Genomic DNA, 26,485 nt, shown 5'->3' on the forward strand with positions numbered 1-26,485 from the left:
GTTTGCATACCGATTTCCGTGTGCGGCGCTGAAGGATTGCCACGGCTGTGCGATTCAGCGGCATTTGAATAATTCAGGCTGCGGATCCGACGCTCTGAAGAATCCGGGGCGGGGGGCTCAACTACCGGCTCATCGATCTACATCACCGCGGCCTCGTTCTTTTGATCCGAGCAAGGCTGCTCCACTGCCCGAATCCTTTGCGGCTAGAATCTGCGCTTGGCCCGCCAGCAGCTTTACAGGAACACCCATGCAAACCACACCGCCAGCTCTCATTCGCGAAACCTTCCCCGTCGGGCCTTTGCAGTGCAACTGCACCATCATTGGCGACCCACTGACTGGCAAAGCCATCGTGGTCGATCCAGGCGGCAATCCTGAGTTGATCATGGCGCGCTTGGAGGTGCTGGGCTTGAAGGTTGTGAGCATCATTCACACCCACGCTCATCTCGATCACTTTCTCGCCTCGGGGCAGATGAAAGAGAAAACCGGGGCGACGCTGCACCTGCACAAGGACGACCAGTTTCTCTGGGAGAACCTGGAGATGCAGTGCCAAATGTTCGGTGTGCCTTACACGCCTGTTCCTGCACCGGATCATTGGCTGGCGGATGACGAGGAATTGGCCTGTGGGTGTGGCGTCGCACTGCACACGCCGGGGCATACGCCAGGCTCCATGAGCTTCTGGTTTCCCGCGGCCAAGCTGCTGATTGCCGGCGATACGCTGTTCCGTCGAGGTATTGGTCGCACCGATTTGTGGGGCGGGGACTATGCCGCCATCGAACGCTCCATCAAGCGCCGTTTGTATAGCCTGGATGAGGACGCCACCGTAGTGACCGGCCATGGTGCGGACACTCGGTTAGGTGACGAGATGCGTGAAAATCCATTCGTGCGTGCTTGAAAAAACAAGCGTTTACAGATTTTTACCAGTTTGATTGTTAGGCTTGGTCGGGAACTTGGCCCTGTTTGGTGGCTCGAACCCGCGGGCAAAGGTCTGTTACTACACGCAACAATACAAAGGATTCGTTCATGAAGAAGTACCGCTTTCTGGTCGCCGCGACCGCTGTACTCGCCATTCTGTCCGGCTGTACGGCCAACCCCTATACCGGCGAAAGCCAGGCTGGCAAGGCCGGGATTTATGGTGGCGTTGGTGCCCTGGCAGGCGCCGCGGTTGGTGCCGCGACCTCTAGCAAGAAGGATCGTACCAAGGGCGCATTGATCGGTGCGGCCGTAGGTGGCGCCGCGGGCGGTGGCTATGGCTACTACGTCGATACCCAGGAAGCCAAGCTGCGGCAGCAATTGCAAGGCACGGGCGTTCAGGTGCAGCGCAATGGCGACGATCTGACCCTGATCATGCCAGGCAATATCACCTTTGCCAGCAACTCGGCGGACATCTCCGGTAGCTTCTACCCGACGCTGAATTCCCTGGTACTGACCTTCAAGGAGTTCAACAAGAACGGCGTGAACATCGTCGGTCATACCGATAGCACCGGTTCCGCTGACCTGAACCAGAACCTGTCAACGCGTCGTGCTCAGAGCGTGGCGTCGTACCTGTCGGCCAATGGGGTTCCAGCGTCGCGCATCTCTGCCTACGGCGCTGGCCCGAACCAGCCGATTGCCAGCAACGCTAACGAAGCGGGTCGCGCGCAGAACCGTCGTGTAGAGATCAATCTGCGTCCGCTGTAACGGCTGCAGGTTCATCTGAAAACCCCGCCTCGGCGGGGTTTTTCATGCCTGCGATTCTGCTCTCGTGTACGTGGATATGTTGCCGGGCGTGGCTAGACTGTGTGGAGCAATAGTCGAACGTCATGCGCGGTGGTCGATGTCGGGCACCCGCCTTGGTACGCAGTCGTGGCCATGGAGGTAGGTGTGCAGGATCAGGATGAGACGCTGGTAATCCTTGTCGTCGATGACCGCTGGGACAATCTGGAGGACATGCAGGAGCTACTGGAGGAGATTGGCCGGCCAGTGCATTGCGTCGACTCCGGTGCCAAGGCCCTTGAATTTCTGGCGCAAGGTCATGTGGGCCTGGTGCTGCTCGATGTGCAGATGCCACGCATGGACGGTTTCGAGGTGGCGCGGCGCATGCGTGATGATTCGCGCACGCGCTTCACGCCGATCATCTTCATCTCCGGGATGATCCAGACCGATGACGTTCTCAGTCAGGGTTACGGCGCCGGTGCGGTGGATTTCATTTCCAAGCCGGTGCAGCCGGCGATCCTGCTGCACAAGGTGCGGGCACTGCTCGAACATGAGCAGTATCGCAGCGGCCTGTTACGCCTGAGCCAGCAATTGGAGCGCGAGCGCGCCTTCAATGCGTCGATTCTGGACAATACCGCCGAAGGCATCATGGTGGTGGGGGACGATGGACGCGTGCGCTTCGCCAACCCGGCGATCACCAGAATGCTTGGCTGCCAGGATGGCGAACTTGCCGGCAGCGAGTTGCTGGCCTGGATCGATACACCTCGCGAGGAGCCCTGGCAGACATCGAGCTTCTACCAGCATTGGCAGCGTCGGGAAAACCTGCGCATGCATGATGCCAACCTGCGTACCCGGGATGGACATAGCGTGCCAGTAGCGCTGTCCTGCTCACCTTTGCCGGATGACCAGAACGCGATGATTCTGCTGGCGCTGGACATGTCGGTGGTGCGCGACCTGCATCACCAGCTCGAGTCACTGGCCATCACTGATGCCTTGACGGGTTTGCTCAACCGACGCGGATTTCTCCAAGAGCTACAGGCCGCTATTTCGCGTAACGAGCGCACGGGCCAGAGCGCCGCGTTACTTTATCTCGACCTGGATGGCTTCAAGCACATCAACGACACCCTGGGCCATGAGAGGGGTGATCAGGTGTTGCGCTGGGTCAGTGTTCAGCTCAAGACCTGCCTCAGGCCTTACGACCATCTGGCGCGGATTGGTGGCGACGAGTTCACGGTGATCATCGACAGCCTGGGCGGCCCGACTGATGCTGCATCCGTGGCAGAGAAGTTGATTGAGCAGGTGTCCAGCGAGCAGAGTTTCCAAGGCGAATTGTTCCGTCTTGGTGTCAGTATCGGTATCGCGTTATTGCCCGCCGATGGCAAAACCATCGAAGAGGTGATGCGCGCAGCAGATACCGCAATGTACGCGGCCAAGCGAGGAGGGCGGCGGCAATTCTGCTTTTACCGCTCCGATGTGCTTCCGGTGAGCTGAGTGCTCATGGATGCTGCTGATGCAACCGTGCCAACTGACTGTCCTTTTCCTGCCAGAGCGCGTTGATCCATTGCTGGAATTCCTTGCGATAGGCTTCGTCCTGATCATAAGCGCGGCCGATGAAGTGCGCGGGGATCGGTAGCTGTTCGATGAGCACCACCACGTCCTCCAGTTGGCCGCTGAGCAGCGCCCAGAATCCTGGGCTGCCCTTGGGATAATGCAGCGTGACGTTGATGATGCCGTGCAGTTGCTCGCCCATGGCGTCGAGTACAAAGGCGAGGCCACCCGCTTTGGGCTTGAGCAGGTAACGGTAGGGTGATTGCTGCTCTCGGTGCTTGGCCGGCGTCAGACGCGTGCCCTCGACGAAGTTGAAGATGCCCACCGGGTTGTGTCGGAACTTGGCGCAGGTACGCCGCGTGGTCTGCAGATCCTTGCCCTTTTTTTCCGGGTGTTTGGCCAGGTATTCCTTGGAGTAGCGCTTCATGAACGGGAAACCGAGCGCCCACCAGCACAGCCCGATCACCGGCACCCAGATCAACTCCTGCTTGAGGAAGAATTTCAGCGGGCGAATACGCCGGTTGAACAGGTATTGCAGCACCAGGATATCCACCCAGCTTTGGTGGTTGCTGGTTACCAGGTAGGAGTGCTGATAGTCGAAACCCTGCGCCCCTTCGATGTGCCACCGAGTGTTGCCCAGAAGCTGCATCCAGACCTTGTTGCAGCTGATCCAGCCTTCGTGGATGAAGGTCATCAGTCGGTCGCACCCGCGCTGTATTACAGTCAACGGTAGGATGATGCGCAGCAGCGTGACGGCAAACAGCGGCCAGCACCAGAACAGGGTATTGAGGGCTAGCAGGGCGCTGCCCAGCAGGCCGAGTAATTGGGCAGGCAGAAAGTGCAGCATGGACGCTCGAACCTCTTGCAGGTTGGGCCCCGTGCATGGCTGCGGGGCAATTTCCGCACAGGTTAACGATTGGTGATGGAACTGCAAGCCGATCCGAACGCGAGCCGCATTGGCCGCGTTCGAAGTGGCTGCACCTCACTGGCGCATGTTGGCGGCCTGAATGGCGGTGAGCGCGATGGTGAAGACGATGTCGTCGACCAGCGCCCCGCGGGACAGGTCGTTCACCGGCTTGCGCAGGCCCTGCAGCATAGGGCCGACACTGATGCAGTCAGCGCTGCGCTGCACCGCCTTGTAGGTGGTATTGCCAGTATTCAGATCGGGGAAAATGAATACTGTGGCGCGACCTGCCACCGGGCTGTTGGGAGCCTTCTGCCGGCCGACGCTCTCGATGGCCGCGGCGTCGTACTGCAAAGGGCCGTCGAGGAGCAGATCCGGGTTGGCCTGACGGGCCAGGCGGGTCGCCTCGCGAACCTTCTCCACTTCCTCGCCACTACCGGAATCCCCGGTGGAATAGCTGAGCATGGCCACGCGCGGAGGAATGCCAAAGGCTTGGGCCGAGCTGGCGCTTTGCAGCGCGATTTCGGCCAGTTGCTCGGCATTGGGATCCGGGTTGACCGCGCAGTCACCGTAGACCAGCACCTGATCCGGCAGCAGCATGAAGAACACCGAAGACACCAGGTTGTAGCCGGGTGCGGTCTTGATCAACTGCAAGGCCGGGCGAATGGTGTTTGCGGTGGTGTGCACGGCGCCGGATACCAGACCGTCGACCTCGTCCAGAGCCAGCATCATGGTGCCCAGCACCACCGTGTCTTCCAGTTGGGCGCTTGCCATGGGCGCGTTGAGGCCTTTGCCCTTACGCAGCTCGACCATCGGCTCGACGTAACGCTCGCGGATCAGATCCGGGTCGAGGATTTCCAGGCCTGGTGGCAGTTCGATGCCAAGTGCCTGAGCCACCGTATGGACTTCTTCGGGTTTGGCCAGCAGCACGCAGCGGGCGATACCACGAGTTTGACAGATGGCGGCAGCCTGTACGGTGCGAGGCTCCGCGCCTTCGGGTAGGACAATGCGCTTGTTCGCGGCCTTGGCCTGCTGCACCAGTTGATAGCGGAATGCGGGGGGCGAAAGGCGCAATTCACGAGGGCTGCCGCAGCGAGCAGCGAGCCAGTCGTGGTCGAGGTGGCTGGCGACGAAATCGGCGACCTTCTCGGCGCGCTCCTTGTCGTCGACCGGAATCTCCTTGTTCAGGCGATTCAGGTTGGTGGCGGTGTCGTAGGAGCCGGTGCTCACAGTCATCACTGGCAGGCCGCTTTGCAGCGCGCCACGGCACAGCTCCATGATGCGCGGGTCGGGAGCGAAGTCGCTGCACAGCAGCAGACCGGCCAGCGGCATGCCGTTCATGGCCGCCAGGCTGGCGGCGAGAATGATGTCGTCGCGGTCGCCCGGCGTGACTACCAGCGTGCCTGGCTTGAGCAACTGCACGGTGTTGGCCACGGCGCGAGCGCAGAGGACGATCTTCAGCATGCGTCGCTGTTCATAGTCGCCGGCGTTGAGCACGCGGGCACCAAGCAGTTCGGCGATATCGCGGGTGCGCGGTGCATTCAGTTCGTCGAGCCAGGGAATGCAGCCGAGTAGGCGGAATTCCGGGTGACGCAACAGCGACGAGTGTTCGCGCAGGCGTGCGGCGAACGCGTCCAGGCCGTCGTCACTGCGGACTTTGTTGAGGATCACCCCGAGCACCTTGGGGTCTTTCGGCCCACCGAACTGCTGGGCTTGGATTTCCACGCGGTCGCATAGCTCACTGAGGCTTTCCTGCTCCGGCGCGGAAACCAGGATCACGTCGGCATCCAGGCTCTTGGCCAGGTGGAAGTTGACCCGGGCCGCGTAACTGGCCTGGCGCGTTGGCACCATGCCTTCCACGATCACCACGTCCTTGTCCTTGGCGGCCTCTTGATAGAGGCTGATGATTTCCTCGAGCAGTTCGTCCAGATCGCCATCGCCGAGGCGTCGCTCGACATGGGCCAGGGCCAGCGGTTTGGGAGAATGCAAGCCGTGGGTTCGGGCAACCAGCTCGCTGGAGCGTTCCGGGCCGGCATCGCCCTGGTGCGGCTGGGCGATGGGCTTGAAGAAGCCGACCTTGAGGCCGGCGCGCTCAAGCGCGCCAACCAGGCCCAGGCTGATGGATGTGAGGCCGACGCCGAAGCCGGTCGGTGAGATGAAGAAGGTGTGCATGGGGTTCTCCGTGGTCAGTCGAGCAGCGCCAATGTGTCGAGGGCGATCTGGCGCTCTTCGTTGGTGGGCACCACCAGCACCCGAATATGGTCTTGCGCATGGATAGGGCCGCTGACGCCACGCAGGCAGCGCTCATTAGCGGTTTCGTCCAGTTTCAGGCCGAGCAGGCTCAGGTGTGCGACCGTCTTGCTACGAATTAGCGGTGAGTTTTCGCCGATGCCGCCGGTGAATATCAGCCCGTCCAGGCGCGGCAGAGCGCAGCTCATGGCCGCCAGGGATTTGGCCAGGCGATAGCAGAACACTTCGATGGCCAGGGTCGCGCCGGCATGCCCTTCATTACGGGCCTGTTCCAGGCTGCGCATGTCGTTGGACAGGCCGGATAGGCCAAGCAGGCCGCTATCGTGATTGAGCATGCGATCGATCTGCTCCAGGCTCCAGCCCAGCGTACGGGATAGATGGCTGTGCAGGTTGGGGTCGACATCACCGCTGCGGGTACCCATCACCAAGCCTTCCAGAGGCGTCAGGCCCATGCTGGTGTCGCGGCTCTGGCCGTTGACCACCGCGCAGGTCGAGCAGCCATTGCCCAGGTGAGCGACTAGCCAGGCGCTGTCGTCGACGGGCAGGCCGGTCAGCTCGGCTGCGCGGGCACTGACGAAACGGTGGCTGGTGCCATGAAAGCCGTAACGGCGCACGCCGTGGTCGCGGTACAGATTCTCCGGCACCGCGTAGCGGAAGGCATGCTCGGGCAGGCTCTGGTGAAAGGCTGTATCGAATACGGCAACCTGGGGCAACTGCGGGTACAGCGCCAGCGCCGCTTCGATACCCAGCAAGCCCGCTGGGTTGTGCAGGGGGGCCAGAGGCGCTACGGCACGAATCGCCGCGATCACTTGACCGTCCAGACGCTGGGCACTGGTGAAGTGTTCGCCGCCGTGCACCACGCGGTGGCCGATGCCATGCAGATGACCACCGGTGGCTTCCTGCACACGTTGCAGCAGATGAGCCAGAGCCGCGCGGTGGTCGTCTCTGGGAATCGCCTGGCTGTGCTTTATGTCATCGCGTTGCCAGTGCAGCACGGCGTCCGCACTGCCGAGACGTTCCGCCAGTCCGCTGATGGCGAACGTTTTCTGGTCGGGGTCGACCAGGGCGAATTTGATGGAGGAGCTACCGCAGTTGATCACCAGAATATTGCGTGCGGGCATTCAGAAGTCCTTAGCGTTCGGCTAGCGCTCCGACACACCAGCCACAGGTGAAGTTCGTGCCGATACGTGCGCGCCGTTGCGCGGCATCGAGCACCCAGGCGCGATTTTGCCAGGGAGGCTGATGGCGCAGGTGTTGAGTATGGCCACAAGATAAGACAGCCACCCAGTAGCCGTCGTGATCCTGCTCAAAACCGACCAGGGTAATGCCCGGTGCGGCCCGCCCGTCTGGGGTTGGGTCGCTTTCGCATCGTCCCTTGGTTACAATCTCACGTTCATTTTCCTCGAGCAAAAGGTTCGCCCCATGCAGATCGCCGCCAACAAGGCCGTTTCCATCGACTATACCCTGACCAACGATGCCGGTGAGGTAATCGATAGTTCCGCTGGCGGCGCGCCGCTGGTTTACCTGCACGGCGCTGGCAACATCATCGTCGGCCTTGAGAAGGCGCTGGTCGGCAAACAGGCCGGTGACGAAGTGAACGTCTCCGTCGAGCCCGAAGAAGCCTACGGCGAATATAGTGCCGAATTGGTCGCCACCTTGAACCGCTCGATGTTCGAAGGCGTCGATGAGCTGGAAGTCGGTATGCAGTTCCATGCCTCCGGCCCGGATGGCGGGATGCAGATCGTCACTGTCCGCGAGCTGGACGGAGACGACGTGATCGTCGACGGTAACCACCCGCTGGCCGGCCAACGCCTGACCTTCGCCGTCAAGATCGTCGACGTGCGTGATGCCAGCGCCGAAGAAGTCGCCCACGGTCACGTGCACGGCGAAGGTGGTCATCACCACTGATCCGTATGTCGGCAGTCGATCTTTCGCTGCTGGCCGCTGGTCATCCGTGACTGCTAAGCTGCAGCCACGAAAAGGCGCCTTTTCAGGCGCTTTTTTTGTCTATTTTTTATCTGTTTTCGCGTTACCCGGAGCACACCATGAGCGCCTTTCACGACTTGACACTGCACGCACTGGATGGCCAGGAGCTGCCCCTGGCACCGTTCAAAGGCCAGGTCTTGCTGGTGGTCAACGTCGCCTCAAAATGCGGGCTCACACCTCAGTATGCGGGGCTGGAGCATTTGCAGCAGGCCTATGCTGCGCAGGGTTTCAGTGTGCTGGGTGTGCCGTGCAACCAGTTCGCGGGCCAGGAGCCGGACAGCGAGTCGGCAATCGCCCAGTTCTGCAGCTTGAACTACGGCGTCACCTTTCCGCTGAGCAGCAAGCTGGAGGTCAACGGTAGCGGTCGTCACCCGCTGTATCGGCTGCTGGCGGGCGAGGGGGCTGAGTTCCCCGGTGACATCACCTGGAATTTCGAAAAGTTTCTGGTCGGTCAGGATGGTCGCGTGCTGGCGCGCTTCTCGCCGCGTACTGCACCTGATGATCCTGCCCTGATTCAGGCCATCGAGAAAGCGTTGGCCTGAATAAAAGAGGCCGCCTGGTTGGCGGCCTTTTCCTGTGTACTGTTGCTGCCTGGCCTCAGCACTGGCTCTAATGCGCTCGTTTCGTCTCGATAGCCACTGCAGCGGCGCGCGCAGCGGTTTGTCTGTCGTTGCCGTGGATCGCGTTGCGCAGATGGTCTTCGAACTGTTCGATGATCGATGACCAACTCTGCCTGGCGGCGTGCCGGCGGGCATTGAGGCGCACGCGTCGCAAATTTTCCCTGTCTTCGATCAGCCAGTGTGCCGCTTCGATGAACGTTCGTTGATCATCGGCGCTGGCCAGCATGCCGTTATGGCAATGCTCGATGTGCTGAGCGGCGGCGGCCTGATCGAAGGCGACCACGCCCAGTCCTGCCGCCATGGCTTCGAGCAGCACATTGCCGAAGGTCTCCGAGAGGCTGGGAAACAGGAACAGATCGCCGCTGGCGTAGTGCTCTGCCAGCGTTTCGCCGCGCTGTATGCCGCAGAATAATGCGTCCGGTAGCCTCTGCTGCAAGCTGTCGCGTTGCGGGCCGTCACCGACCATGATCAGCTTGAGCCGTTGCCCTGTGTGTTGTCGCTGCAGGGCCTGGAAGGTGCTGACCAGCAGATCCAGGTTCTTCTCCGCGGCCAGTCGACCCACGTGCAACACGGCAATGTCCTGCTCGCTCAGCCCCCAACTGTGGCGTAGTTCGTCGCTTCGCCGGGCGGGGTTGAACAGTTGGGCATCGACGCCACGGGCGAGCAGTTCCAGGCGCTCGAAACCGCGCCGTTGCAGCTCGCAGCGCTGGCTGAGGCTGGGCACCAGGGTCATGCGCGAGGCGTTGTGAAACCAGCGCAGGTAGTTGGTCAGCAGCCGTGTCAGCAAGGTGATGCCGTAATGCCCGGTGTACTGCTGGAAGTTGGTGTGAAAGCCACTGATCACCGGGATACGCAGGCGCCGTGCGGCTCTCAGGGCAGACAGGCCCAGCGGCCCTTCGGTGGCGATGTAGAGCACGTCCGGGCGTTGCCTGCGCCATAGGCGCAGCAGCTTGTGCCGCGCCGACTGGCCCCATTGCAGGCCGCGGTAGCCGGGCAGTGGCCAGCCACGCGTTAGCAGCAGGTCGTCATCGTTGGCCGCAGTCGCATCGGCGGTCTGTCTTGGACGTATCAACTGCAGGCGGTGACCACGCGCGCGCAGCCCGGTGACCAGATGGCCGAGGGTATTGGCCACTCCGTTGATTTCCGGGCTGAAGGTTTCGCTGACCAGGGCGATGAATAGCGGGGGAGTGCTCATGACAGCAGTCTGGGCCGCTGTCATGTAGCGTTTGTGACATCAGTGTGGCGTTTTCGTGACGCTCCGCGCGCCATCGCTGACGCCGCCTTCACGCACCCAGAACAGCGTCGCGCCGGCGACGGCTGCCGGCATCATCAGGATGTTTACGAACGGAATCAGCAGCGCCGCGTAGGTGATACCGCCGAAGCCCAGCGACTGCCAGCGCTTTTCGCGCAGCCAGGCGAGCATGTCCTGCCAGCTGACCTTGTTGTTGTCGGCGGGGTAGTCGATGTACTGGATGGCCATCATCCACACGCCGAACAGCAGCCACAGCGGTGCGGCGACCAGGTTGACCACCGGGATGAAGGACAGTATCAGCAGGCCCAGTGCCCGCGGCAGGAAGTACGCCAGTTTGCGTCCTTCACGGCTCAGGGTGCGCGGCACCATGGCGATCAGCTCGCCCCAGCTGAATGGCGGGAAATTATCCTCGCCACGCACCACCACCTCGACTTTCTCGGCGAGAAAGCCGTTGAACGGCGCAGCGACGATATTGGCCAGCATGGTGAAGGTGAAGAACACCATCAGCACCACCAGGATCACGAACAGCGGCCATAGAATGTACTGCAGGAAGCTCAGCCAGCTGGGTAGGTTCGGCATGAAGGTATCCACCCAGCCACTGAACTGCTGAATGGCAAAGCCGATCATCAGGCTGAACAGGATCAGGTTGATCGCCAGCGGCAGCAGCACGAACAGTCGCAGGCCGGGGCTCAATACCAGCTTCAGGCCCTCACTGAGGTATTGCGGGCCGGACAGCACGGGGGCGCGCATGTAGGTGTCTCCAGAAAGTGAACGTCGCGCGACCTTACCCATTTTGCCGCCCCCGGGAAAGCGCGGCAGCGTTACCGCTGGCGTCATAGGCTGCGGCTATGCAAGGGATTGGCAAAGTGCATTTCCGTCCCCGTTGTGGTGACCCGTAGTCTTCGCGCATCCCTTTCTGGAGCCGCTTCTGACAGATCCTTGCCCGTTGCCGATGGCTCCGTTTTCCCGGCAGTCATGCCCTGAGGAGTTTGTGATGTCCAGTACGCGGCATGCTCGTGTGATCATTCTAGGCTCCGGCCCTGCCGGCTACAGCGCGGCAGTGTATGCCGCGCGCGCCAACCTCAAACCTCTGCTGATCACCGGGCTGCAGGCCGGTGGCCAACTGACCACCACCACGGAAGTGGATAATTGGCCCGGCGATGCCCACGGCCTGACCGGCCCGGATCTGATGCAGCGCATGCAGGCCCACGCCGAGCGGTTCGAAACCGAAATCGTCTACGACCATATCCAGGCGGTTGATCTCGCAGCGCGGCCGTTTACCCTGGTGGGCGACAGCGTTTCCTACACCTGCGACGCGTTGATCATCGCCACGGGTGCCAGCGCCCGATATCTGGGACTGCCCAGCGAAGAGGCGTTCATGGGCAAGGGCGTGTCGGCCTGTGCCACGTGCGACGGCTTCTTCTACCGCAATCGTGAGGTCGCGGTAGTCGGCGGCGGTAATACCGCCGTGGAGGAAGCACTGTACCTGGCCAATATCGCCAGCCGGGTGACGCTGATTCACCGGCGCAACGGCTTCCGGGCGGAGAAGATCCTGCAGAACAAGCTGCAGGCGCGGGTTGCCGAGGGGCGCATCGTACTGGCACTGAATGCCGAGGTGGATGAAGTGCTTGGTGATGTCTCCGGGGTTACCGGTGTACGCCTGCGCGAGCGCGACGGTGGCACTCGGGACTTGGTGGTGGATGGTCTGTTCGTGGCCATCGGGCATACACCGAACACGGCGCTTTTCGAAGGCCAACTGGCGCTCAGGGATGGTTATCTGCAGGTCAATGGCGGGCGTGATGGCAATGTCACAGCGACCAATATTCCAGGCGTGTTCGCTGCCGGCGACGTAGCGGACAGCGTGTATCGCCAGGCGATTACCTCGGCGGGCGCTGGCTGCATGGCTGCGTTGGATGTAGAGCGCTATCTGGACGGGCTCTGATCGTCGAAACTGAGCCTGGCTTGAGCTATGCCCTGAACGAAGATGCCTGTATCTATTGATACGGGCATCTTTTTATCCGGCTCTGATACCGGCTTACAGATCGAAATCGTATTCGGCCAACTGCTTGTGCAGGCGTCGCTCCTCGAGAAAATTATCGATGATGCGTCGCTTGGTCAGGTTGGTTTTCGCCACTTCCACGGGTGCTTCGCTGTTGTCCGTTTCGTCACTGACGAAGTCGTCTTCCAGCTCCAGCTCTTCTTTGCCGTTGCTCATGCGCTTCACTCCTGGCTACAGGGGCCATTTGCCGACCTTATAAGGGCAAACGTGAGGCGAGTAAAAAAGATTTTTTCAATCGACTCATACAAGAAGTATATGAGGCATCAATCGTCAGAGGTCTTTAGTTTGTATTCGCACAGGTCTTCGATCCGGCAACTGCCGCAGCGCGGCTTGCGCGCTTGGCAAACATAGCGGCCATGCAGGATCAACCAGTGGTGGGCATCGAGGAGAAAATCCCTGGGTACGAACTTCAATAGTTTCTTTTCCACCTCCACCACATTCTTGCCTGGAGCGATGCCGGTGCGATTGCTGACCCGGAAAATGTGCGTGTCCACTGCCATGGTCAGCTGACGAAAAGCGGTGTTGAGCACCACGTTGGCGGTCTTGCGGCCGACGCCTGGCAGCGCCTCCAGCGCTTCACGGGATTCCGGAACCTGGCTGCCGTGTAGCTCGACGAGCATGCGGCAGGTCTCGATGACGTTTTTGGCCTTGCTGTTGTACAGGCCAATGGTCTTGATGTATTCGCTGAGCCCTTCGACACCAAGGGCCAGAATCGATTCCGGGGTATTGGCCACCGGATAGAGTTTGGCGGTGGCCTTGTTGACCCCGACATCGGTGGCCTGAGCGGAGAGAATCACCGCGATCAGTAGTTCGAAGGGCGTGCTGTAGGCCAGCTCGGTCTTCGGTTCCGGGTTGTCTTCGTGCAGGCGGCGGAAGATTTCAAGGCGTTTGGCGGCGTTCATCGTCAGGGCGGTTCACGGTAGTCGGCGCGCTCTAGGTGGCGCTGATATGCGCTTGCAGCCGGCGTTCGGCGACGGCAAGGCGTTCGAGTGCTGCATTCAGGGTGTCGCTTTCAGTGTTTGTGCTGCGTTGCAGTCTGTTCACGTCAGCACGGGCGTAGGCCAGGTCGGTTTTCAGCTGGCGCAGTTCGGTGCTCACGCCGGCCTTGTCGACCAGTACCCGCTGGGGGGCAGGTTTGCCGCAGTGCTGCTCGGCATCGTGCAGCACCTGCTGCGCCGCGGCGTAGTCTGTCCGTAAGGTACTCAGCAGGGCGTCATCGACGCCTCGCCGTTCGCCGGACTGCAGCGCTGCGCGGCGGTTGGCGACTTCGATCTTGGCTTGCTTCAGCGCCTGCTCCCCGGCATCGGGCGTCTTGCCGGAGGTGTTGGGCAGCAGCTCGTCCAACTGCCGTTGCGCCTGCTCGGCTGCCTGGCGCAGCGTATCGAGTTGCACTCGCTGGGTTTCGTCCGGCGTTTCGCCAAAAGCCTTGAGGGCCTTCTGCAACTGAGCACGGCTCATTGCCGCATCGATGTTTGCCCGTTTCAACCCGCCATCGTCGCTGGCTGGCGCGACAGCGATCGTTGATGACGAGTCGTGCTGAGCCGCCTGCAGTGCCGCCGCGGCCTGCTCGCTGGCGCTTTGCAGGGCATCCAACTGCGCCGCGAACGGTGAGTCGGGGTGCATGGCCACCTGCTTGCGGATCTTTTCGTAGGCGACCTTGGCCATCGATGCTTCGATTTTCAGGCGCTTGAGCCGAGCGGTTTGATCGTCATCGTTGGCTGTACGGGTAACGGCTGCTTCCAGCTCTGGGCGCGCGACCGGCGTGCTGCGTGCGGCGCGGCGGCGCGCATCGTCGCGAGCGAGGCGGGCGAGGCGGGCCTGATGGCGAGCGCGAAACTGGTCGGCACGCTCACGCTGAATGGTCGCCTGCGGCGTAGCCAAGGTGATCAGGTCGATGCAGTCCACCGGGCAGGGCGCAATGCACAGTTCGCAACCCGTGCATTCGTCGCTGATCACCGTGTGCATCAGTTTGGCGGCGCCGACGATGGCGTCCACCGGACAGGCCTGGATGCATTTGGTACAGCCGATGCACTCGGCCTCGCGGATCACCGCTAGCTGCGCGGGAGTTGCCGGTAATGCCAGTGGCAGTTCCGGAACCTGCAGCAGGTTGGCCAGCGCGTGAATGGTGGCGGTGCCGCCTGGTGGGCACTTGTTGATCGCTTCGCCGGCAGCGATTCCCTCGGCATAGGGCTGACAGCCTGGGTGGCCACATTTGCCGCATTGCGTCTGCGGTAGCAGGGCGTCGATGGCGGCTATACGCAGGGCGTTGCTCATGCTCCAGGCACACAGCGTCGCTCGCACGGGGTCGGCCCGTGGGAGCGCATGCAGGAGAGGTCGCGAGAGTCGATCATGGGTGTTGCAGGTCTGGCTGAAGCGTTGGCCGTGCATTATCCGGCATGCGCCGTGCCCGGTACAGCGGCACGGCCACGTCAGCGCGCATTCAGACCTTATTGCGGGCGCGGCTGGCCTTGCGCCATAGCCAGCGGATCAGCAGGGCCAGCGGGAACAGGATGATGACGAAGGGAATGCCGTAGCCGAGCAGCTTGAGGGCTTCCGTAGCGCCTTCGGTGGCATTGTCGAGCATGCCGCCAGCGGCTTCGCCGATACGCGCCAGACGGCCGATCGTCTCGCCCTCGGTGCTGAAACTCAGGGTCAGCAGGTTCGTCGTCAAACGGCGTTGCTGCTGGGCCGACTGCTGGGCTGTGCCCGCCAGCTGTACCTCCACCTCGGCCAGTTCGCGGGCCAGGGCGAGCATGTCGCTGACGCTCAGGTCACCACGGGCCTGGTATTGCAGCAGGGTTTTCTGCTGTCGCTCCAGGCGCTGGCGTTGCTGCTCGGTATCGCTGACGGCCTGGGCCAAGTCTTCGGCGCGTGTATGGCGGCTCTGCAGCTCGCCGCCTTCACCGGCAAAGCCGACCAGCGGCTCGACGCCAGCCGGAGCGATGCGCACGGTAATGCTGGCGGCCTGGTAGTGGCCCTGGCTCTGCTCGATGGCCAGCAGGTCGCACTGGCCGAAACGCTGGCTGCTGCACGCTTCGCGTACCGCCGCCAGGCGTGATTCGACCTGCTCGACGGGCAGGCGAATGCCCACGCTATGCTCGTAGGCGAGGAACGCGCCCTGCTGCGCGCTTTCACCAAGCAGCGCAGCACCAGCGGCCGAACGGTTTTCGCCGGATGGCGAGCAGCCGCCGAGTATCAGCAGGAAGGCAAGCAGGACGAGCAGTGGGTGGCGGCGGAGAAACATCCTTGTACCTCGAGAATTGTTGACGGTGGTTGCCTTGCGCCTGTCAGGGCAGCATCAAGGCGGAGGTGGAGCACATCCTGATCGTTCCTCACGCTCTGCGTGGGAACGCCTCTCGGACACTCTGCGTCCGATGTCGAATGCTGGTGGCCGGCCCAATAGGGCGCAGAACGCTCTGCCCAGGACTCCCACGCGGGAGCGTGGGAGTCATCAGTTTTGCAGAGCGCCAGGCGGTTGTTTACTTGACGCGTTGACCTGGCTTGGCGCCGCTGTCCGGGCTGAGCAGGTAGATTTCTTCGCCGCCAGGGCCAGCAGCCAGCACCATGCCTTCCGACACGCCGAACTTCATCTTGCGTGCTGCCAGGTTGGCCACGTACAGCGTTAGGCGGCCTTCCAACTTGCTTGGGTCTGGGTAGGCGCTCTTGATGCCGGAAAACACGTTGCGCTTCTCGTCACCGATATCCAGGGTCAGGCGCAGCAGCTTGTCGGCACCTTCGACGAACTCGCACTTCTCGATCAGCGCGATACGCAGATCGACCGCTGCGAAGGCGTCGAAGGCGATTTCGGCGGCCAGCGGATCCTTCGCCAATTCACCATTGCCTCGGGGAGCGTCCTCCTGCGGGGCGTTGGCGGCGGCCAGGTCTTCCTTGGAGGCTTCGACCATGGCTTCGACCTTGGCCGGCTCGATGCGGCTGAGCAGCGGGGTGAACGGATTCAACTGATGATCGGCCAGCAGCGTGGCCAGGTCATTCCATGCCAGCGGTGCGACGTTGAGGAACGCCTCGGCGTCGCGGGCCAGATGCGGCAGCACCGGCTTGAGGAGGATCACCAGTTGACGGAACAGGTTGACGCCCAGGGCGCAGATCGCCTGCACCTCGTCGGCCTTGCCTTCCTGCTTGGCCAGCGACCACGGCGCCTTGTCGGCGATCCAGGCATTGGCCCGGTCGGCCAGGGCCATGATTTCACGCATGGCGCGAGCGAAGTCGCGGCTCTCGTAGGCGTCGGCGATGCTGGGTGCGGCGCTCTGGAAAGCATTCCACAAATCTGGCTCAGGGTTGGCCGCAACCAATATGCCGGCATTGCCCTTGTGGATGAAGCCGGCGCAACGGCTGGCGATGTTGACCACCTTGCCGACCAGATCCGAATTGACCTTCTGGATGAAGTCCTCGAGGTTCAGGTCGAGGTCATCGACGCCGCGACCGAGCTTGGCCGCGTAGTAGTAGCGCAGGTATTCCGGATTGAGATGATCCAGATAGGTGCGCGCCTTGATGAAGGTGCCGCGCGACTTGGACATCTTCTGCCCGTTCACGGTCAGGTAGCCGTGCACGTTGATGGCTGTAGGTTTGCGGTAGCCGGCACCTTCGAGCATGGCAGGCCAGAACAGGGCGTGGAAGTTGACGATGTCCTTGCCTATGAAGTGGTACACCTCGGCGCTGGAATCCTTGTTCCAGAACGCATCGAAATCCAGTTCCGGGCGACGTGCGCAGAGGTTCTTGAAGCTGGCCATGTAGCCGATCGGCGCATCCAGCCAGACGTAGAAATACTTGCCCGGCTCGTCGGGAATCTCGAAGCCGAAGTAGGGCGCATCACGGCTGATGTCCCACTCGTGCAGGCCACCATCGAGCCATTCGGCGAGCTTGTTGGCGACCGACTCCTGCAGCGTGCCGCTGCGCGTCCATTGTTGGAGCATTTCCTGGAACTGCGGCAGCTTGAAGAAGAAGTGCTTGGAGTCCTTGAGCACCGGCACCGCACCAGAAATCGCCGAGCGCGGGTCTTTCAGTTCGGTGGGCTCGTAGGTGGCACCGCATTTTTCGCAGTTGTCGCCGTACTGATCGGGCGTCGCGCATTTGGGGCAGGTGCCCTTGATGAAACGGTCGGCCAGGAACATGCCTTTTTCCGGGTCGAAATACTGGGTCACCGAGCGCGTGGCTATGTGGCCATTGTCACGCAGCGCCTTGTAGATCGACTCCGACAGCTCGCGGTTTTCCGGCGAATGGGTGGAGTGGAAGTTGTCGAACTCCACCAGGAAGTCGGCGAAGTCACCGCTGTGCTCAGCCTTGACGCCGTCGATCAGCTGTTCGGCGGTGATGCCTTCCTTTTCTGCACGCAGCATGATGGCCGAGCCGTGGGCATCGTCCGCGCAGACGTAGATGCACTGGTTGCCGCGCAGTTTCTGGTAGCGCACCCACATGTCGGTCTGGATGTACTCGAGCATGTGGCCAAGGTGGATCGAACCGTTGGCGTAGGGCAGGGCGCTGGTAACGAGAATCTGGCGAGCTTGGGACATTGTCAGGCTGTCATCGGGTGAAGGGAGGTCGGTCACTATAAAGTAACCGAGCGCGTTCCGGCCAGCGGGCAAATAGCGCTGACATCGACTTGAATTTAGAGGCGTAAGCGGGTTCCAACGGGAACCTTCCGCTCCCAGCAAGGAGATGAACCATGCCTGCAGTTTTACGTCCTCTCGCCTGTGCCACCGCTCTGGCCCTGTTGGTTGGCTGTGCCTCGAGCAACCCCTACGACAACGCCGGTGGTGGCGCAGCCAGTGGCGGTGGCCACCGCACTGCTACCTACGGCGGCCTGGCAGCGCTGGCCGGTGCGGCGGTCGGCGCTGCAGTCAGCCATGATGACCGCGGTAAAGGTGCTGCCATCGGTGCCGTGCTCGCCGGCGCTGCAGGTGCCGGCTATGGCTATTACGCCGATCGCCAGGAGGCCGAGCTGCGCCGCAGCATGGAAGGCACCGGTGTGGAGGTGCAGCGTCAGGGCGATGACATCAAGCTGATCATGCCCGGCAACATCACCTTCGCTACGGATTCTGCGGATATCGCTCCCAGTTTCTATGCACCGCTGAATAACCTGGCGACTTCGTTCCAGCAGTTCCAGAACAACAGCATCGAGATCGTCGGTTACACCGACAGCACCGGTTCGCGTCAGCACAACATGGCGCTGTCGCAACGTCGTGCGCAAAGCGTGACCAGCTACCTGACTGCTCAGGGCATTGACGGCAGCCGCCTGTCCAGCCGTGGTGCCGGCCCGGATCAGCCGATTGCCGACAACGCCAGCGCCGATGGCCGCGCGCAGAACCGCCGTGTCGAGGTGAATCTCAAGCCACTGCCCGGTCAGCCCGTGCAGTGAGTGTTGATGGCTGGCGGCCCTTCGGGTCGCCGGTCTGCATCCGGCTGGTGGCTCGGGTAGGATAGGCGTCTTTTCCTGCCATCTCCGGAGCCAAGCATGAGTGCTGATATCCGCGCCGCGGTCGAAGCCGTATTGCGCCAGTACACCGATCCCCATCTCGATCAGGATCCGCTCAGCGCCGGCTGCGTGCGCAGCATTGACGTGCTGGGCGACCAGGTCAGCCTGAAGCTGGAACTGGGCTACGCTGCAGCCCTGTTCAAGCAGGGCTGGGCGCAGTTGCTACAACTGGCCATCGAGAATATCGAGGGTGTACGCAGCGCCAGCGTAGAGGTGAACTGCGTGATCGCCGCCCACAAGGCGCAGGCTCAAGTGCCGGCCCTGGCGAACGTCAAGAACGTGATTGCCGTGGCGTCCGGCAAGGGCGGGGTGGGCAAGTCGACCACCGCTGCCAACCTGGCCCTGGCATTGGCCCGTGAAGGCGCGCGGGTGGGCATTCTCGATGCCGATATCTACGGCCCGAGCCAAGGCATCATGTTCGGTATCCCTGAAGGTACGCGGCCTCAAGTACGTGATCAGAAGTGGTTCGTGCCGCTCGAAGCCCATGGCGTACAGGTGATGTCCATGGCTTTTCTCACCGATGACAACACGCCGGTTGTGTGGCGCGGGCCGATGGTCTCTGGGGCGCTGTTGCAACTGGTCACCCAGACCGCCTGGGATGACCTCGACTATCTGGTCATCGACATGCCGCCCGGCACGGGCGATATCCACCTGACCCTGGCGCAGAAGGTTCCGGTTGCGGGGGCGGTCATCGTCACCACACCGCAGGATCTGGCCCTGCTCGACGCCCGCAAAGGCGTGGAGATGTTCCGCAAGGTGAACATTCCGGTGCTCGGCGTGGTGGAGAACATGGCCGTGCACATCTGCTCCAGCTGTGGCCATGCGGAGCATCTGTTCGGTGAGGGTGGTGGCGAGAAACTGGCTGCTCAGTTCGACGTCGATCTGCTGGCTTCCATGCCGCTGTCCATGGCCATCCGTATGCAGGCTGACGGTGGCAAGCCGACGACCATCGCCGATCCGGAAAGCCAGATCGCTATGCTATATCAGCAAGTCGCGCGGCAGGTCGGTGCACGCATCGCTTCGAGCGCGGCGACCGCCCAGGCCATGCCGACCATCGTCATCGCCGATGATTGATCGCAGTAGCGCGTCCGCCTGGCGGGCGCGCTGCATTACTCGCTGCATAAAATGCAGGCATAAAAAAACCCCGCCGAAGCGAGGTTTTTTATAGAAAGAGCAGGTTAGATAACCTGAACTTCCTCAGCTTGCATGCCTTTCTGACCACGAGTGGCCACGAAGGAAACTTGCTGGCCTTCTTTCAGGCTCTTGAAGCCATCGCTCTGGATAGCTTTGAAGTGTACGAACAGGTCGTCACCGGATTGCGGAGTGATGAAGCCGTAGCCTTTCTCATCGTTGAACCACTTAACGGTGCCATTCTGACGATTGGACATGTGATGTCTCCTAATATCTAAAGAAATAACAGCCCTGGATAAAACCAGGCCGGGACTGAGTGCAACGAGTACTAGGAGTCGGACGATGTTTGGATCGAAATCTAGGCATCATGTAGCGATTCGCGGTGACACATGCAGCACAGTGGGGTCACCATACCCGCTTTCTTCGCTAAGTGCGAATGGTCTGTCAGTCTTTTTGCGATTTCCTGGCATTCAGCACTGCGGCCTCTTGTTCAAACGGCCTGTCAAGAGGCTTTGAACCCTGTCGCTCAGCCCGGTAAGATGCGTTCACTTTTTCACCGCACAGACCTTCTAGGACGGCCCCGCCATGAGCATCAAATCGGACAAGTGGATTCGCCGCATGGCCCAGGAACACGGCATGATCGAGCCGTTCGTCGAGCGCCAGGTGCGTAATGAAGGCGGCTTACCGCTGATTTCTTACGGGGTGTCGAGCTACGGTTACGACGTGCGCTGCGCCGATGAATTCAAGGTCTTCACCAATATCAACTCGGCCACCGTAGACCCGAAGAATTTCGACGAGAAAAGTTTCGTCGATATCAAAAGCGACGTGTGCATCATCCCGCCGAACTCGTTTGCGCTGGCACGTACCGTGGAATTCTTCCGCATTCCGCGCAACGTATTGACCATCTGCCTGGGCAAGAGCACTTATGCGCGCTGCGGCATCATCGTCAACGTCACGCCGCTGGAGCCGGAGTGGGAAGGGCATGTGACGCTGGAATTCTCCAACACCACCACGCTGCCGGCGAAAATCTACGCCAACGAGGGTGTGGCACAGATGCTGTTCCTTGAGTCCGACGAGGCCTGTGAGGTGTCGTACAAGGATCGGGGCGGCAAGTACCAGGGGCAGCGCGGTGTGACGCTGCCCAGGGCCTGATACGGCACGTGGAGTGCGATTCGAAAAAGCCGGGTGTTTCCCGGCTTTTTTGTGGGCGAGATTTCTCGCCTGCGGACGAGCACCGGGTAGGCAGTCAGTGACGTGGGGACAAATTGCAGGCAAAAAAATGGGCGCCATGGGCGCCCGGAGAAATCAATCGATGCCTAGTTTCTGAGTGGAGGTACCCGGCTAAGTTCATTCGGATTTATAGGTCGAACTGTTCACCCGCGGCCGGTCTACATGGTTATGACGGTGCGCAAGGTTGTGTGCCAGCCGCAAAACTACCCGCTGGAGACTCACTATGAGCCAATGGAATATCGCCTACAGCCGAGATGAGGCGGCCGAAGTCCTCAAGGTCAAATCGAAAGACAAACCCAGCCTCGAGCAGGCTGTGATCTGGCTGCTGGAGTGGGCCGAAGAGAACCTGGAGCGCCTCGAACCGAAGGAGCTGCCCCGTGAGGAGCAGACTCCCGCAGTTCGCTTGGAGGAGCGCTTCGGCATTACCGTAACGGGCATTGCCCGCGACTGATCGCAGCATCTAGGCGCGAGCGCGCTCCTTGCCGGCCGGCTCTTTAGCTGCGGCAGCGCGGCGTGCGCTCATGGGTTCGACCTTGCGCTGTTTCTCGTGCAGGAAACTCAGCACGGCATGCCGATAGGCGTTGTAGCGCGGGTCGTCAGCCAGAGCGATGCGGTCACGGGGTCGCGGCAGATCGATGGTGAGGATTTCGCCAATGGTCGCCGAAGGGCCGTTGGTCATCATCACGATGCGATCGGAAAGCAGCACGGCTTCGTCGACGTCGTGGGTGATCATCATCACCGTGTTGTGCAGCTCGCTCTGGATACGCATCACCTCGTCCTGCAAGTGGGCGCGGGTCAGGGCGTCGAGTGCGCCGAAGGGCTCGTCTAGCAGCAGCACCTTGGGTTCCATGGCCAGCGCGCGGGCAATGCCTACACGCTGCTTCATGCCGCCGGAAATTTCGCTGGGCCGTTTGTGCAATGCGTGGCCCATGCTCACCAGCTCCAGATGATGCAGCGTCCAGTCGCGGCGCTCGGCCTTGCTCTTGGTGCGTTTGAAGACCTTGTCGACGGCCAGTGCGACGTTTTCCTGCACCGTCAGCCAGGGCAGCAGCGAATGGTTCTGGAACACCAGGCTGCGATCCGGGCCGGGACCACGAACCTCCCTACCATCGAGAATCACCGCGCCGCTGCTGGAATCGGTCAGGCCGGCGACGATGTTCAGCACCGTCGATTTGCCGCAACCGGAATGGCCGATGATAGAGATGTATTCGCCACGCTCGACGTTGAGGTTGATCTGGTTCAGTACGTGGGAGCTGACGCCGTCACGCTCGAAGTACTTTTCCACATGTTCGATGCTCAGGTAGTGCTTGCTCATGTCTGTCTCCTCAGGCCGATGTGCCACGGGTGATGCGGTTGCCGACGAACAGCACCAGGCGGTCGAGCAGGAAGCCGACCACGCCAACGTAGACCAGGGCGAGAATGATGTCGCTGATGCGCGAGGCGTTCCACGCGTCCCAGATGAAGAAGCCGATACCCACGCCACCAATCAGCATCTCTGCTGCGATAATCGCCAGCCAGGACAGCCCCACGCCAATGCGCAGCCCTGAGAAGATGTAGGGGGCGGCGGCAGGCAGCATGATCTTCTGGAAGTACTCCAGGCCATTGAGGCGCAGCACTTTGGCGACGTTGCGGTAGTCCTCGGGGATGTTGCGAATGCCCACCGAGGTATTGATGATGATCGGCCAGATGGCAGTGATGAAAATCACGAACAGCGCCGATGGGTGACTGTCTTTGAAGCCGGCCAGCGACAGCGGCAACCAGGCCAGCGGCGGCACGGTACGGAGGATCTGGAACAGCGGGTCGAGACCACGCATGGCCCAGGTCGACTGGCCGACCAGTACGCCCAACGCTACACCGATCACGACTGCCAGGGCATAGCCGTAGGCCACCCGCTCGAGGCTGGCGAGCAGTTGCCAGGCCATGCCGACGTCGGTGCCGCCATTGTCATAGAACGGATTGACGATCAGCTCCCAGGTGTCTTCGATGACCTGGCTGGGTGGCGGCAGCGATGCAGTGGGGCCACTGCACAGCAATTGCCAGATCAGCAGCAGTGCTGAGGTGATCACCAGCGGCGGCAGTACCGATTGCATCAGCGTGGTCGACAGTCGTTTCAGCCAGCTTGGAGCGATGACACCGGCCGGCAGGGCCAGCGATTTTACGGGCGCATTCATGGAGCGTTCCTCCGGTTAGGCCTTCAGGGACAGGCTGTCGAGATAGGCTTGCGGGTTCTGCGGGTCGAAGGTCTTGCCGTCGAAGAAGGTCTCGATGCCGCGCGACTTGGATTGCGGAATCTGCTCGGCAGGTACCGCCAGCTCGGCGGCGGCCTGGCGCCAGATGTCCTCGCGGTTGACGGTGTTGATCAGTGCCTGGCTGTCGAAGTCCTTCGGCAGGTAGCCCCAGCGTTTGTTTTCGGTCAGGAACCACAGGTCGTGGCTCTGGAAGGGGTAGGAGGCGAACTCGCTCCAGAAGCGCATCAGGTGCGGGCTGTTTTCCACCACGCGGCCGTTGCCGTAATCGATGTTGCCCTGCAAGCGTGCCAGCAGATCCTTGGCGGGAGCGCCGATCCAGCGGCGTTTGGCGCAGATCTCGGCGACCTGTTCCTTGTTCTCCGCCGCTTCGCAGAACATCTGCGCTTCCATCACCGCCTTGAGCAGCGCACGGGTGGCGTTGGGGTTGGCGTCGACGTAATCGGCGCGCAGCGACAGGGCTTTTTCCGGGTGGTTGGCCCACAGCTCGCCGGTGGTTACCGCGCTGTAGCCAATGCCCTGGTTGATCAACTGAGCGTTCCATGGCTCACCGACGCAGAAGGCGTCCATGCTGCCGACCTTCATGTTGGCGACCATCTGCGGTGGCGGGATGACCACCGTCGGCAGATCCTTGTTGGGTTCGATCCCACCAGCTGCCATCCAGTAGCGCAGCCACAGGTCGTGGGTGCCGCCTGGGAAGGTCATCGCCGCTGCAATCTTCTGGCCTTTTGCCTGCTTGGCGGCAACGGCCTGCTTGAAGGCGCTGGCGTCGGTGCCAAGCTTTAGATCCTGGTATTCCTTGCTGATGGAAATGCCCTGACCGTTGAGGTTCAGGCGCGCGAGGATGTACATCGGCAGCGGGGTATTGTTGGTGGTCACCTTACCGGCGGCCATCAGGTAGGGCATCGGTGTAAGGATATGGGCGCCATCGATGCCGCCACTGCCGGCGCCGAGCACCAGGTTGTCGCGGGTGGTGCCCCACGACGATTGCTTGAGCACCTCTACGCCGGTCATGCCGTGCTTGGCGAACAAGCCCAGTTCATCGGCCACGAACAACGGTGCGGCGTCGGTCAGGGCGATGAAGCCGAGCTTGGCCTTGGTGGTTTCCAGGCCGTCGCTCCCCGCAGCCCATACCGCACTGCTCAGGCCCGCAGGTAGCATGCTCATCAATGCGCTGCCGCCGAGCAGACCCATGGATTGTTTGAGGAAGGTACGACGTGGCTGATTGGTACTGTCGTCGATGCTCTGCAGTGTACGTGGCTTGTCGTCCATATCGTTTTCCCCAAAAGGCACGCATAAAAAAACGGCGTCACTCTCATGGCAGCGCGCGGGCTGTATGAGGGTGGACGCCGTTGTCCAGGATTTGGATTGTGGAGGGGCAGAGCCTGCCTCCCTGTTACGGACATAGCAGGTTGCATGCCAGTAGCTGGCACCGGTGGCCTGGCTGGTTGACAGCTGCCCTTGAGTACTTGGTGTATCTGCGTTAACTGCTTGAGCAGGAAAGGTTTTCAGCCTGTGCCGGACGATTTCTTCGAGGCTGCGCCTGATCAGTTCGGAGGCTGGCGCCGCACAGCAGCGGGGCGTCGATCGCTTGCCGTGCGCGGCGTAGGTGCATGGATGCCAGAGTCTTTATTGCAGGCACTTTTCCCGGGCATCGCCTTTCAGTGCTGGGCTACAGGGGCGGAGTGGGTCGTAGCCTGTGGTTGAGCGCAGCGATACCCAGGGCCGGTAAGGCTCATTCAGGCGCGGTCGCTGCGCGGATTTTCCTGGGCCTTGCGGGCGGCGAAGGCGAGCAGGCTCTGGGCGACGTCGACCAGGCGCATGCTGCGCTCCATAGCGGATTGGCGCAGGCGTGCGTAGGCATCTTCTTCACTGAGCCGGTAATCGTTCATCAGCAGCTTCTTGGCCCGCTCGATCACTTTGCGTTCGTTGAGGGTTTCGCGGGTTTCCTTGAGCTCGTCACTGACTCGCTGCAGGCGTTGGTTCTGTTCGTGCAGCAGGTCGAGCACCGAGCGCGTCAGGTGGTTGCCCACCGAATCCTGAGATGCACTGTCCAGGGTGCTGCTGTGCACGCTGAACAGCAGCGCCTGATCGCTACCAACATCCATCTGCCCCAGACGCTTGAGCAGCGTGCGATGGTTGTCCAGGTCAGCATGGGCTTCGGCGATGCTGCGGCGGCAGTGTTCCAGCAGGCGATTGGCGAGGTGGTTTTCCACTTCCTTCATGGCGTCGATGCGTCGGGTATTGAGTTCGAACCACAGCTCACACAGGCTCGGATCGACCGTGGCATTGGCAGACGTGCGCTTGGCGATGCCGCGCAGGCTGATTACCTGGGCGACGGTGTCGCCGCTGTGAATCTGTTGCCACAGGGCCCCCGCCTCTGCATCGGCGAACTCGCTGAACACATCGAAGCAGCGCTCCTGGCCGTCTTCGAGATGCTGCAGGCGCTCCTGCAACTCGGCATCGAAATGCCCGCGCGAGAAGCCCTCGACACCCGCGGCGCGCTCCTGACCGGCCAGCTCCTTGCCCTGCATGAAGTTGAACATGGCCACCAGCAGCCGGGTGATGCCTGGGTCGACTGCGGTATCGGCGGCTTCGAAGACCACGGCCATCAACCCGCCAATCAGCCGCGTGAAGGCTTGGGTGGCCAGGCGTGGCGTCGGCTGCAGCTCGCGGATGCGGCGGCGCAGGCCGGGCAGTTCGTCCAGACCATGCAAGACATAAGCGATGCGGTTGAACAGGCGGGCACGATCCGCGGCATTGGCCTGAGCGGTATCCATGGCCATGAAGCATTCGTGTACCTGACGCTCTACGGCGGCTGACTCGGCACTGTGTGCGTCAAGTTGGTGCAGATAATGGCTCGATTGGTTGCCCAGATAGATGTTGGAGTAGCCCCGTTCCTTCTGCAGCTGGTGCACCAACTGACTGACATTGGTCACCAGTTGGCAGGTGAAGGACAGGCTTTCCAGGCCCTGCAGCTCGCAGCGGCGGGCGGCGAGCATGAATCGCAGGGCGGCAGGCATGGTGGTGTCAGGCATGAGGGCAGTCTTTCAGGCAGTACGGTTGAACTAAAACAG

The 26,485-nt window shown here is 61.6% G+C and carries 26 protein-coding genes; 10 read left to right on the plus strand and 16 right to left on the minus strand.

Translation table 11 applies throughout. The annotated features are described in order from the left end of the window. The first annotated feature begins 247 nt into the window (after positions 1-247). The 3 genes from ACZ3GY_RS03220 (at position 248) to ACZ3GY_RS03230 (ending at position 3,183) form a co-directional block, all read left to right on the plus strand. Complete coding sequence (locus ACZ3GY_RS03220) at positions 248-892, plus strand: MBL fold metallo-hydrolase (protein WP_463563899.1); 645 nt, start codon at positions 248-250, stop codon at positions 890-892. Positions 893-1,020: 128 nt separating this feature from the next. Continuing rightward, positions 1,021-1,677: a YiaD family glycine zipper/OmpA-like lipoprotein gene (locus tag ACZ3GY_RS03225; protein WP_463563900.1), complete on the plus strand. Its 657-nt coding sequence runs from the start codon at positions 1,021-1,023 to the stop codon at positions 1,675-1,677. A 183-nt stretch (positions 1,678-1,860) separates the two neighbouring features. After that, positions 1,861-3,183 carry a GGDEF domain-containing response regulator gene (locus tag ACZ3GY_RS03230; protein ID WP_465908918.1) on the plus strand — a complete coding sequence of 441 codons (1,323 nt, stop codon included), beginning with the start codon at positions 1,861-1,863 and terminating at the stop codon, positions 3,181-3,183. A 4-nt stretch (positions 3,184-3,187) separates the two neighbouring features. On the opposite strand, the gene yihG is transcribed toward ACZ3GY_RS03230, so the two are convergent. From yihG to ACZ3GY_RS03250, 4 genes are all read right to left on the minus strand, one after another. Then, complete coding sequence (gene yihG, locus ACZ3GY_RS03235) at positions 3,188-4,087, minus strand: 1-acylglycerol-3-phosphate O-acyltransferase, YihG family (protein WP_465908919.1); 900 nt, start codon at positions 4,085-4,087, stop codon at positions 3,188-3,190. 135 nt (positions 4,088-4,222) lie between these two features. Further along, positions 4,223-6,316 (minus strand): phosphate acetyltransferase, encoded by a 2,094-nt coding sequence (gene pta / locus ACZ3GY_RS03240; protein ID WP_463563903.1) that lies wholly within the window; start codon positions 6,314-6,316, stop codon positions 4,223-4,225. Between the two features lie 14 nt (positions 6,317-6,330). Then, positions 6,331-7,515 (minus strand): acetate kinase, encoded by a 1,185-nt coding sequence (locus ACZ3GY_RS03245; RefSeq protein WP_463563904.1) that lies wholly within the window; start codon positions 7,513-7,515, stop codon positions 6,331-6,333. A 10-nt stretch (positions 7,516-7,525) separates the two neighbouring features. Further along, positions 7,526-7,924 carry a DUF3565 domain-containing protein gene (locus tag ACZ3GY_RS03250; RefSeq protein ID WP_463563905.1) on the minus strand — a complete coding sequence of 133 codons (399 nt, stop codon included), beginning with the start codon at positions 7,922-7,924 and terminating at the stop codon, positions 7,526-7,528. Between ACZ3GY_RS03250 and ACZ3GY_RS03255 the strand changes: the two genes are divergently transcribed. Together ACZ3GY_RS03255 and ACZ3GY_RS03260 are read left to right on the plus strand one after the other, a co-directional pair. Beyond that, complete coding sequence (locus ACZ3GY_RS03255; protein WP_225834595.1) at positions 7,817-8,302, plus strand: FKBP-type peptidyl-prolyl cis-trans isomerase; 486 nt, start codon at positions 7,817-7,819, stop codon at positions 8,300-8,302. The genes ACZ3GY_RS03250 and ACZ3GY_RS03255 overlap by 108 nt on opposite strands. A 137-nt stretch (positions 8,303-8,439) precedes the next feature. Next, positions 8,440-8,922, plus strand: a complete 483-nt coding sequence (locus ACZ3GY_RS03260; protein ID WP_463563906.1) for a glutathione peroxidase — start codon at positions 8,440-8,442, stop codon at positions 8,920-8,922. Positions 8,923-8,989: 67 nt separating this feature from the next. Here the strand turns inward: ACZ3GY_RS03260 and ACZ3GY_RS03265 are convergent, their stop codons facing one another. Beyond that, on the minus strand, positions 8,990-10,195 hold the full coding sequence (locus ACZ3GY_RS03265; protein WP_463563907.1) for a glycosyltransferase family 4 protein: 1,206 nt from the start codon (positions 10,193-10,195) through the stop codon (positions 8,990-8,992). A 39-nt stretch (positions 10,196-10,234) separates the two neighbouring features. Beyond that, positions 10,235-11,002, minus strand: a complete 768-nt coding sequence (cysZ, locus tag ACZ3GY_RS03270; RefSeq protein ID WP_463563908.1) for a sulfate transporter CysZ — start codon at positions 11,000-11,002, stop codon at positions 10,235-10,237. 244 nt (positions 11,003-11,246) lie between these two features. On the opposite strand from cysZ, the gene trxB reads away from it, so the two are divergent. After that, on the plus strand, positions 11,247-12,194 hold the full coding sequence (gene trxB / locus ACZ3GY_RS03275) for a thioredoxin-disulfide reductase (RefSeq protein WP_463563909.1): 948 nt from the start codon (positions 11,247-11,249) through the stop codon (positions 12,192-12,194). 93 nt (positions 12,195-12,287) lie between these two features. On the opposite strand, the gene ACZ3GY_RS03280 is transcribed toward trxB, so the two are convergent. The 5 genes from ACZ3GY_RS03280 to metG all read right to left on the minus strand — a co-directional run bounded on the left by ACZ3GY_RS03280 (position 12,288) and on the right by metG (position 17,839). Further along, on the minus strand, positions 12,288-12,467 hold the full coding sequence (locus ACZ3GY_RS03280; protein WP_225834585.1) for a PA3496 family putative envelope integrity protein: 180 nt from the start codon (positions 12,465-12,467) through the stop codon (positions 12,288-12,290). Between the two features lie 107 nt (positions 12,468-12,574). Then, complete coding sequence (nth, locus tag ACZ3GY_RS03285) at positions 12,575-13,213, minus strand: endonuclease III (protein ID WP_465908920.1); 639 nt, start codon at positions 13,211-13,213, stop codon at positions 12,575-12,577. A 31-nt stretch (positions 13,214-13,244) separates the two neighbouring features. Beyond that, complete coding sequence (locus tag ACZ3GY_RS03290) at positions 13,245-14,585, minus strand: RnfABCDGE type electron transport complex subunit B (protein WP_465908921.1); 1,341 nt, start codon at positions 14,583-14,585, stop codon at positions 13,245-13,247. 166 nt (positions 14,586-14,751) lie between these two features. Next, entirely contained in the window at positions 14,752-15,555 is an 804-nt protein-coding gene (locus ACZ3GY_RS03295; RefSeq protein WP_465908922.1) for a DUF4349 domain-containing protein, read from the minus strand. 235 nt (positions 15,556-15,790) lie between these two features. Continuing rightward, positions 15,791-17,839 carry a methionine--tRNA ligase gene (metG, locus tag ACZ3GY_RS03300; protein ID WP_465908923.1) on the minus strand — a complete coding sequence of 683 codons (2,049 nt, stop codon included), beginning with the start codon at positions 17,837-17,839 and terminating at the stop codon, positions 15,791-15,793. A gap of 152 nt (positions 17,840-17,991) precedes the next feature. Between metG and ACZ3GY_RS03305 the strand changes: the two genes are divergently transcribed. Together ACZ3GY_RS03305 and apbC are read left to right on the plus strand one after the other, a co-directional pair. Continuing rightward, positions 17,992-18,684, plus strand: coding sequence for a YiaD family glycine zipper/OmpA-like lipoprotein (locus tag ACZ3GY_RS03305; RefSeq protein WP_465908924.1), 693 nt, complete (start codon positions 17,992-17,994; stop codon positions 18,682-18,684). A 96-nt stretch (positions 18,685-18,780) separates the two neighbouring features. After that, positions 18,781-19,875 (plus strand): iron-sulfur cluster carrier protein ApbC, encoded by a 1,095-nt coding sequence (gene apbC, locus ACZ3GY_RS03310; protein WP_465908925.1) that lies wholly within the window; start codon positions 18,781-18,783, stop codon positions 19,873-19,875. A gap of 104 nt (positions 19,876-19,979) precedes the next feature. On the opposite strand, the gene ACZ3GY_RS03315 is transcribed toward apbC, so the two are convergent. After that, a complete protein-coding gene (locus ACZ3GY_RS03315; RefSeq protein ID WP_042555234.1) occupies positions 19,980-20,189 on the minus strand; it encodes a cold-shock protein in 210 nt (69 codons plus the stop codon). Positions 20,190-20,517: 328 nt separating this feature from the next. Here ACZ3GY_RS03315 and dcd point away from each other — a divergent pair, with 328 nt between their 5' ends. Together dcd and ACZ3GY_RS03325 are read left to right on the plus strand one after the other, a co-directional pair. Beyond that, complete coding sequence (dcd, locus tag ACZ3GY_RS03320; RefSeq protein ID WP_463563916.1) at positions 20,518-21,084, plus strand: dCTP deaminase; 567 nt, start codon at positions 20,518-20,520, stop codon at positions 21,082-21,084. Positions 21,085-21,385: 301 nt separating this feature from the next. Further along, a complete protein-coding gene (locus ACZ3GY_RS03325; RefSeq protein ID WP_463563917.1) occupies positions 21,386-21,613 on the plus strand; it encodes a hypothetical protein in 228 nt (75 codons plus the stop codon). Positions 21,614-21,622: 9 nt separating this feature from the next. Here ACZ3GY_RS03325 and ACZ3GY_RS03330 read toward each other — a convergent pair whose 3' ends face one another. From ACZ3GY_RS03330 to ACZ3GY_RS03345, 4 genes are all read right to left on the minus strand, one after another. Then, a complete protein-coding gene (locus tag ACZ3GY_RS03330; RefSeq protein ID WP_465908927.1) occupies positions 21,623-22,477 on the minus strand; it encodes an ABC transporter ATP-binding protein in 855 nt (284 codons plus the stop codon). Positions 22,478-22,487: 10 nt separating this feature from the next. After that, positions 22,488-23,333, minus strand: coding sequence for a nitrate ABC transporter permease (gene ntrB / locus ACZ3GY_RS03335; RefSeq protein ID WP_465908928.1), 846 nt, complete (start codon positions 23,331-23,333; stop codon positions 22,488-22,490). A gap of 15 nt (positions 23,334-23,348) precedes the next feature. Next, positions 23,349-24,680: a CmpA/NrtA family ABC transporter substrate-binding protein gene (locus tag ACZ3GY_RS03340; RefSeq protein ID WP_465908929.1), complete on the minus strand. Its 1,332-nt coding sequence runs from the start codon at positions 24,678-24,680 to the stop codon at positions 23,349-23,351. A gap of 467 nt (positions 24,681-25,147) precedes the next feature. Continuing rightward, positions 25,148-26,446 (minus strand): nitrate- and nitrite sensing domain-containing protein, encoded by a 1,299-nt coding sequence (locus ACZ3GY_RS03345; protein ID WP_463563921.1) that lies wholly within the window; start codon positions 26,444-26,446, stop codon positions 25,148-25,150. Positions 26,447-26,485 lie beyond the last annotated feature (39 nt).

It is taken from the genome of Pseudomonas sp. PME37.24/006 (assembly GCF_055556635.1).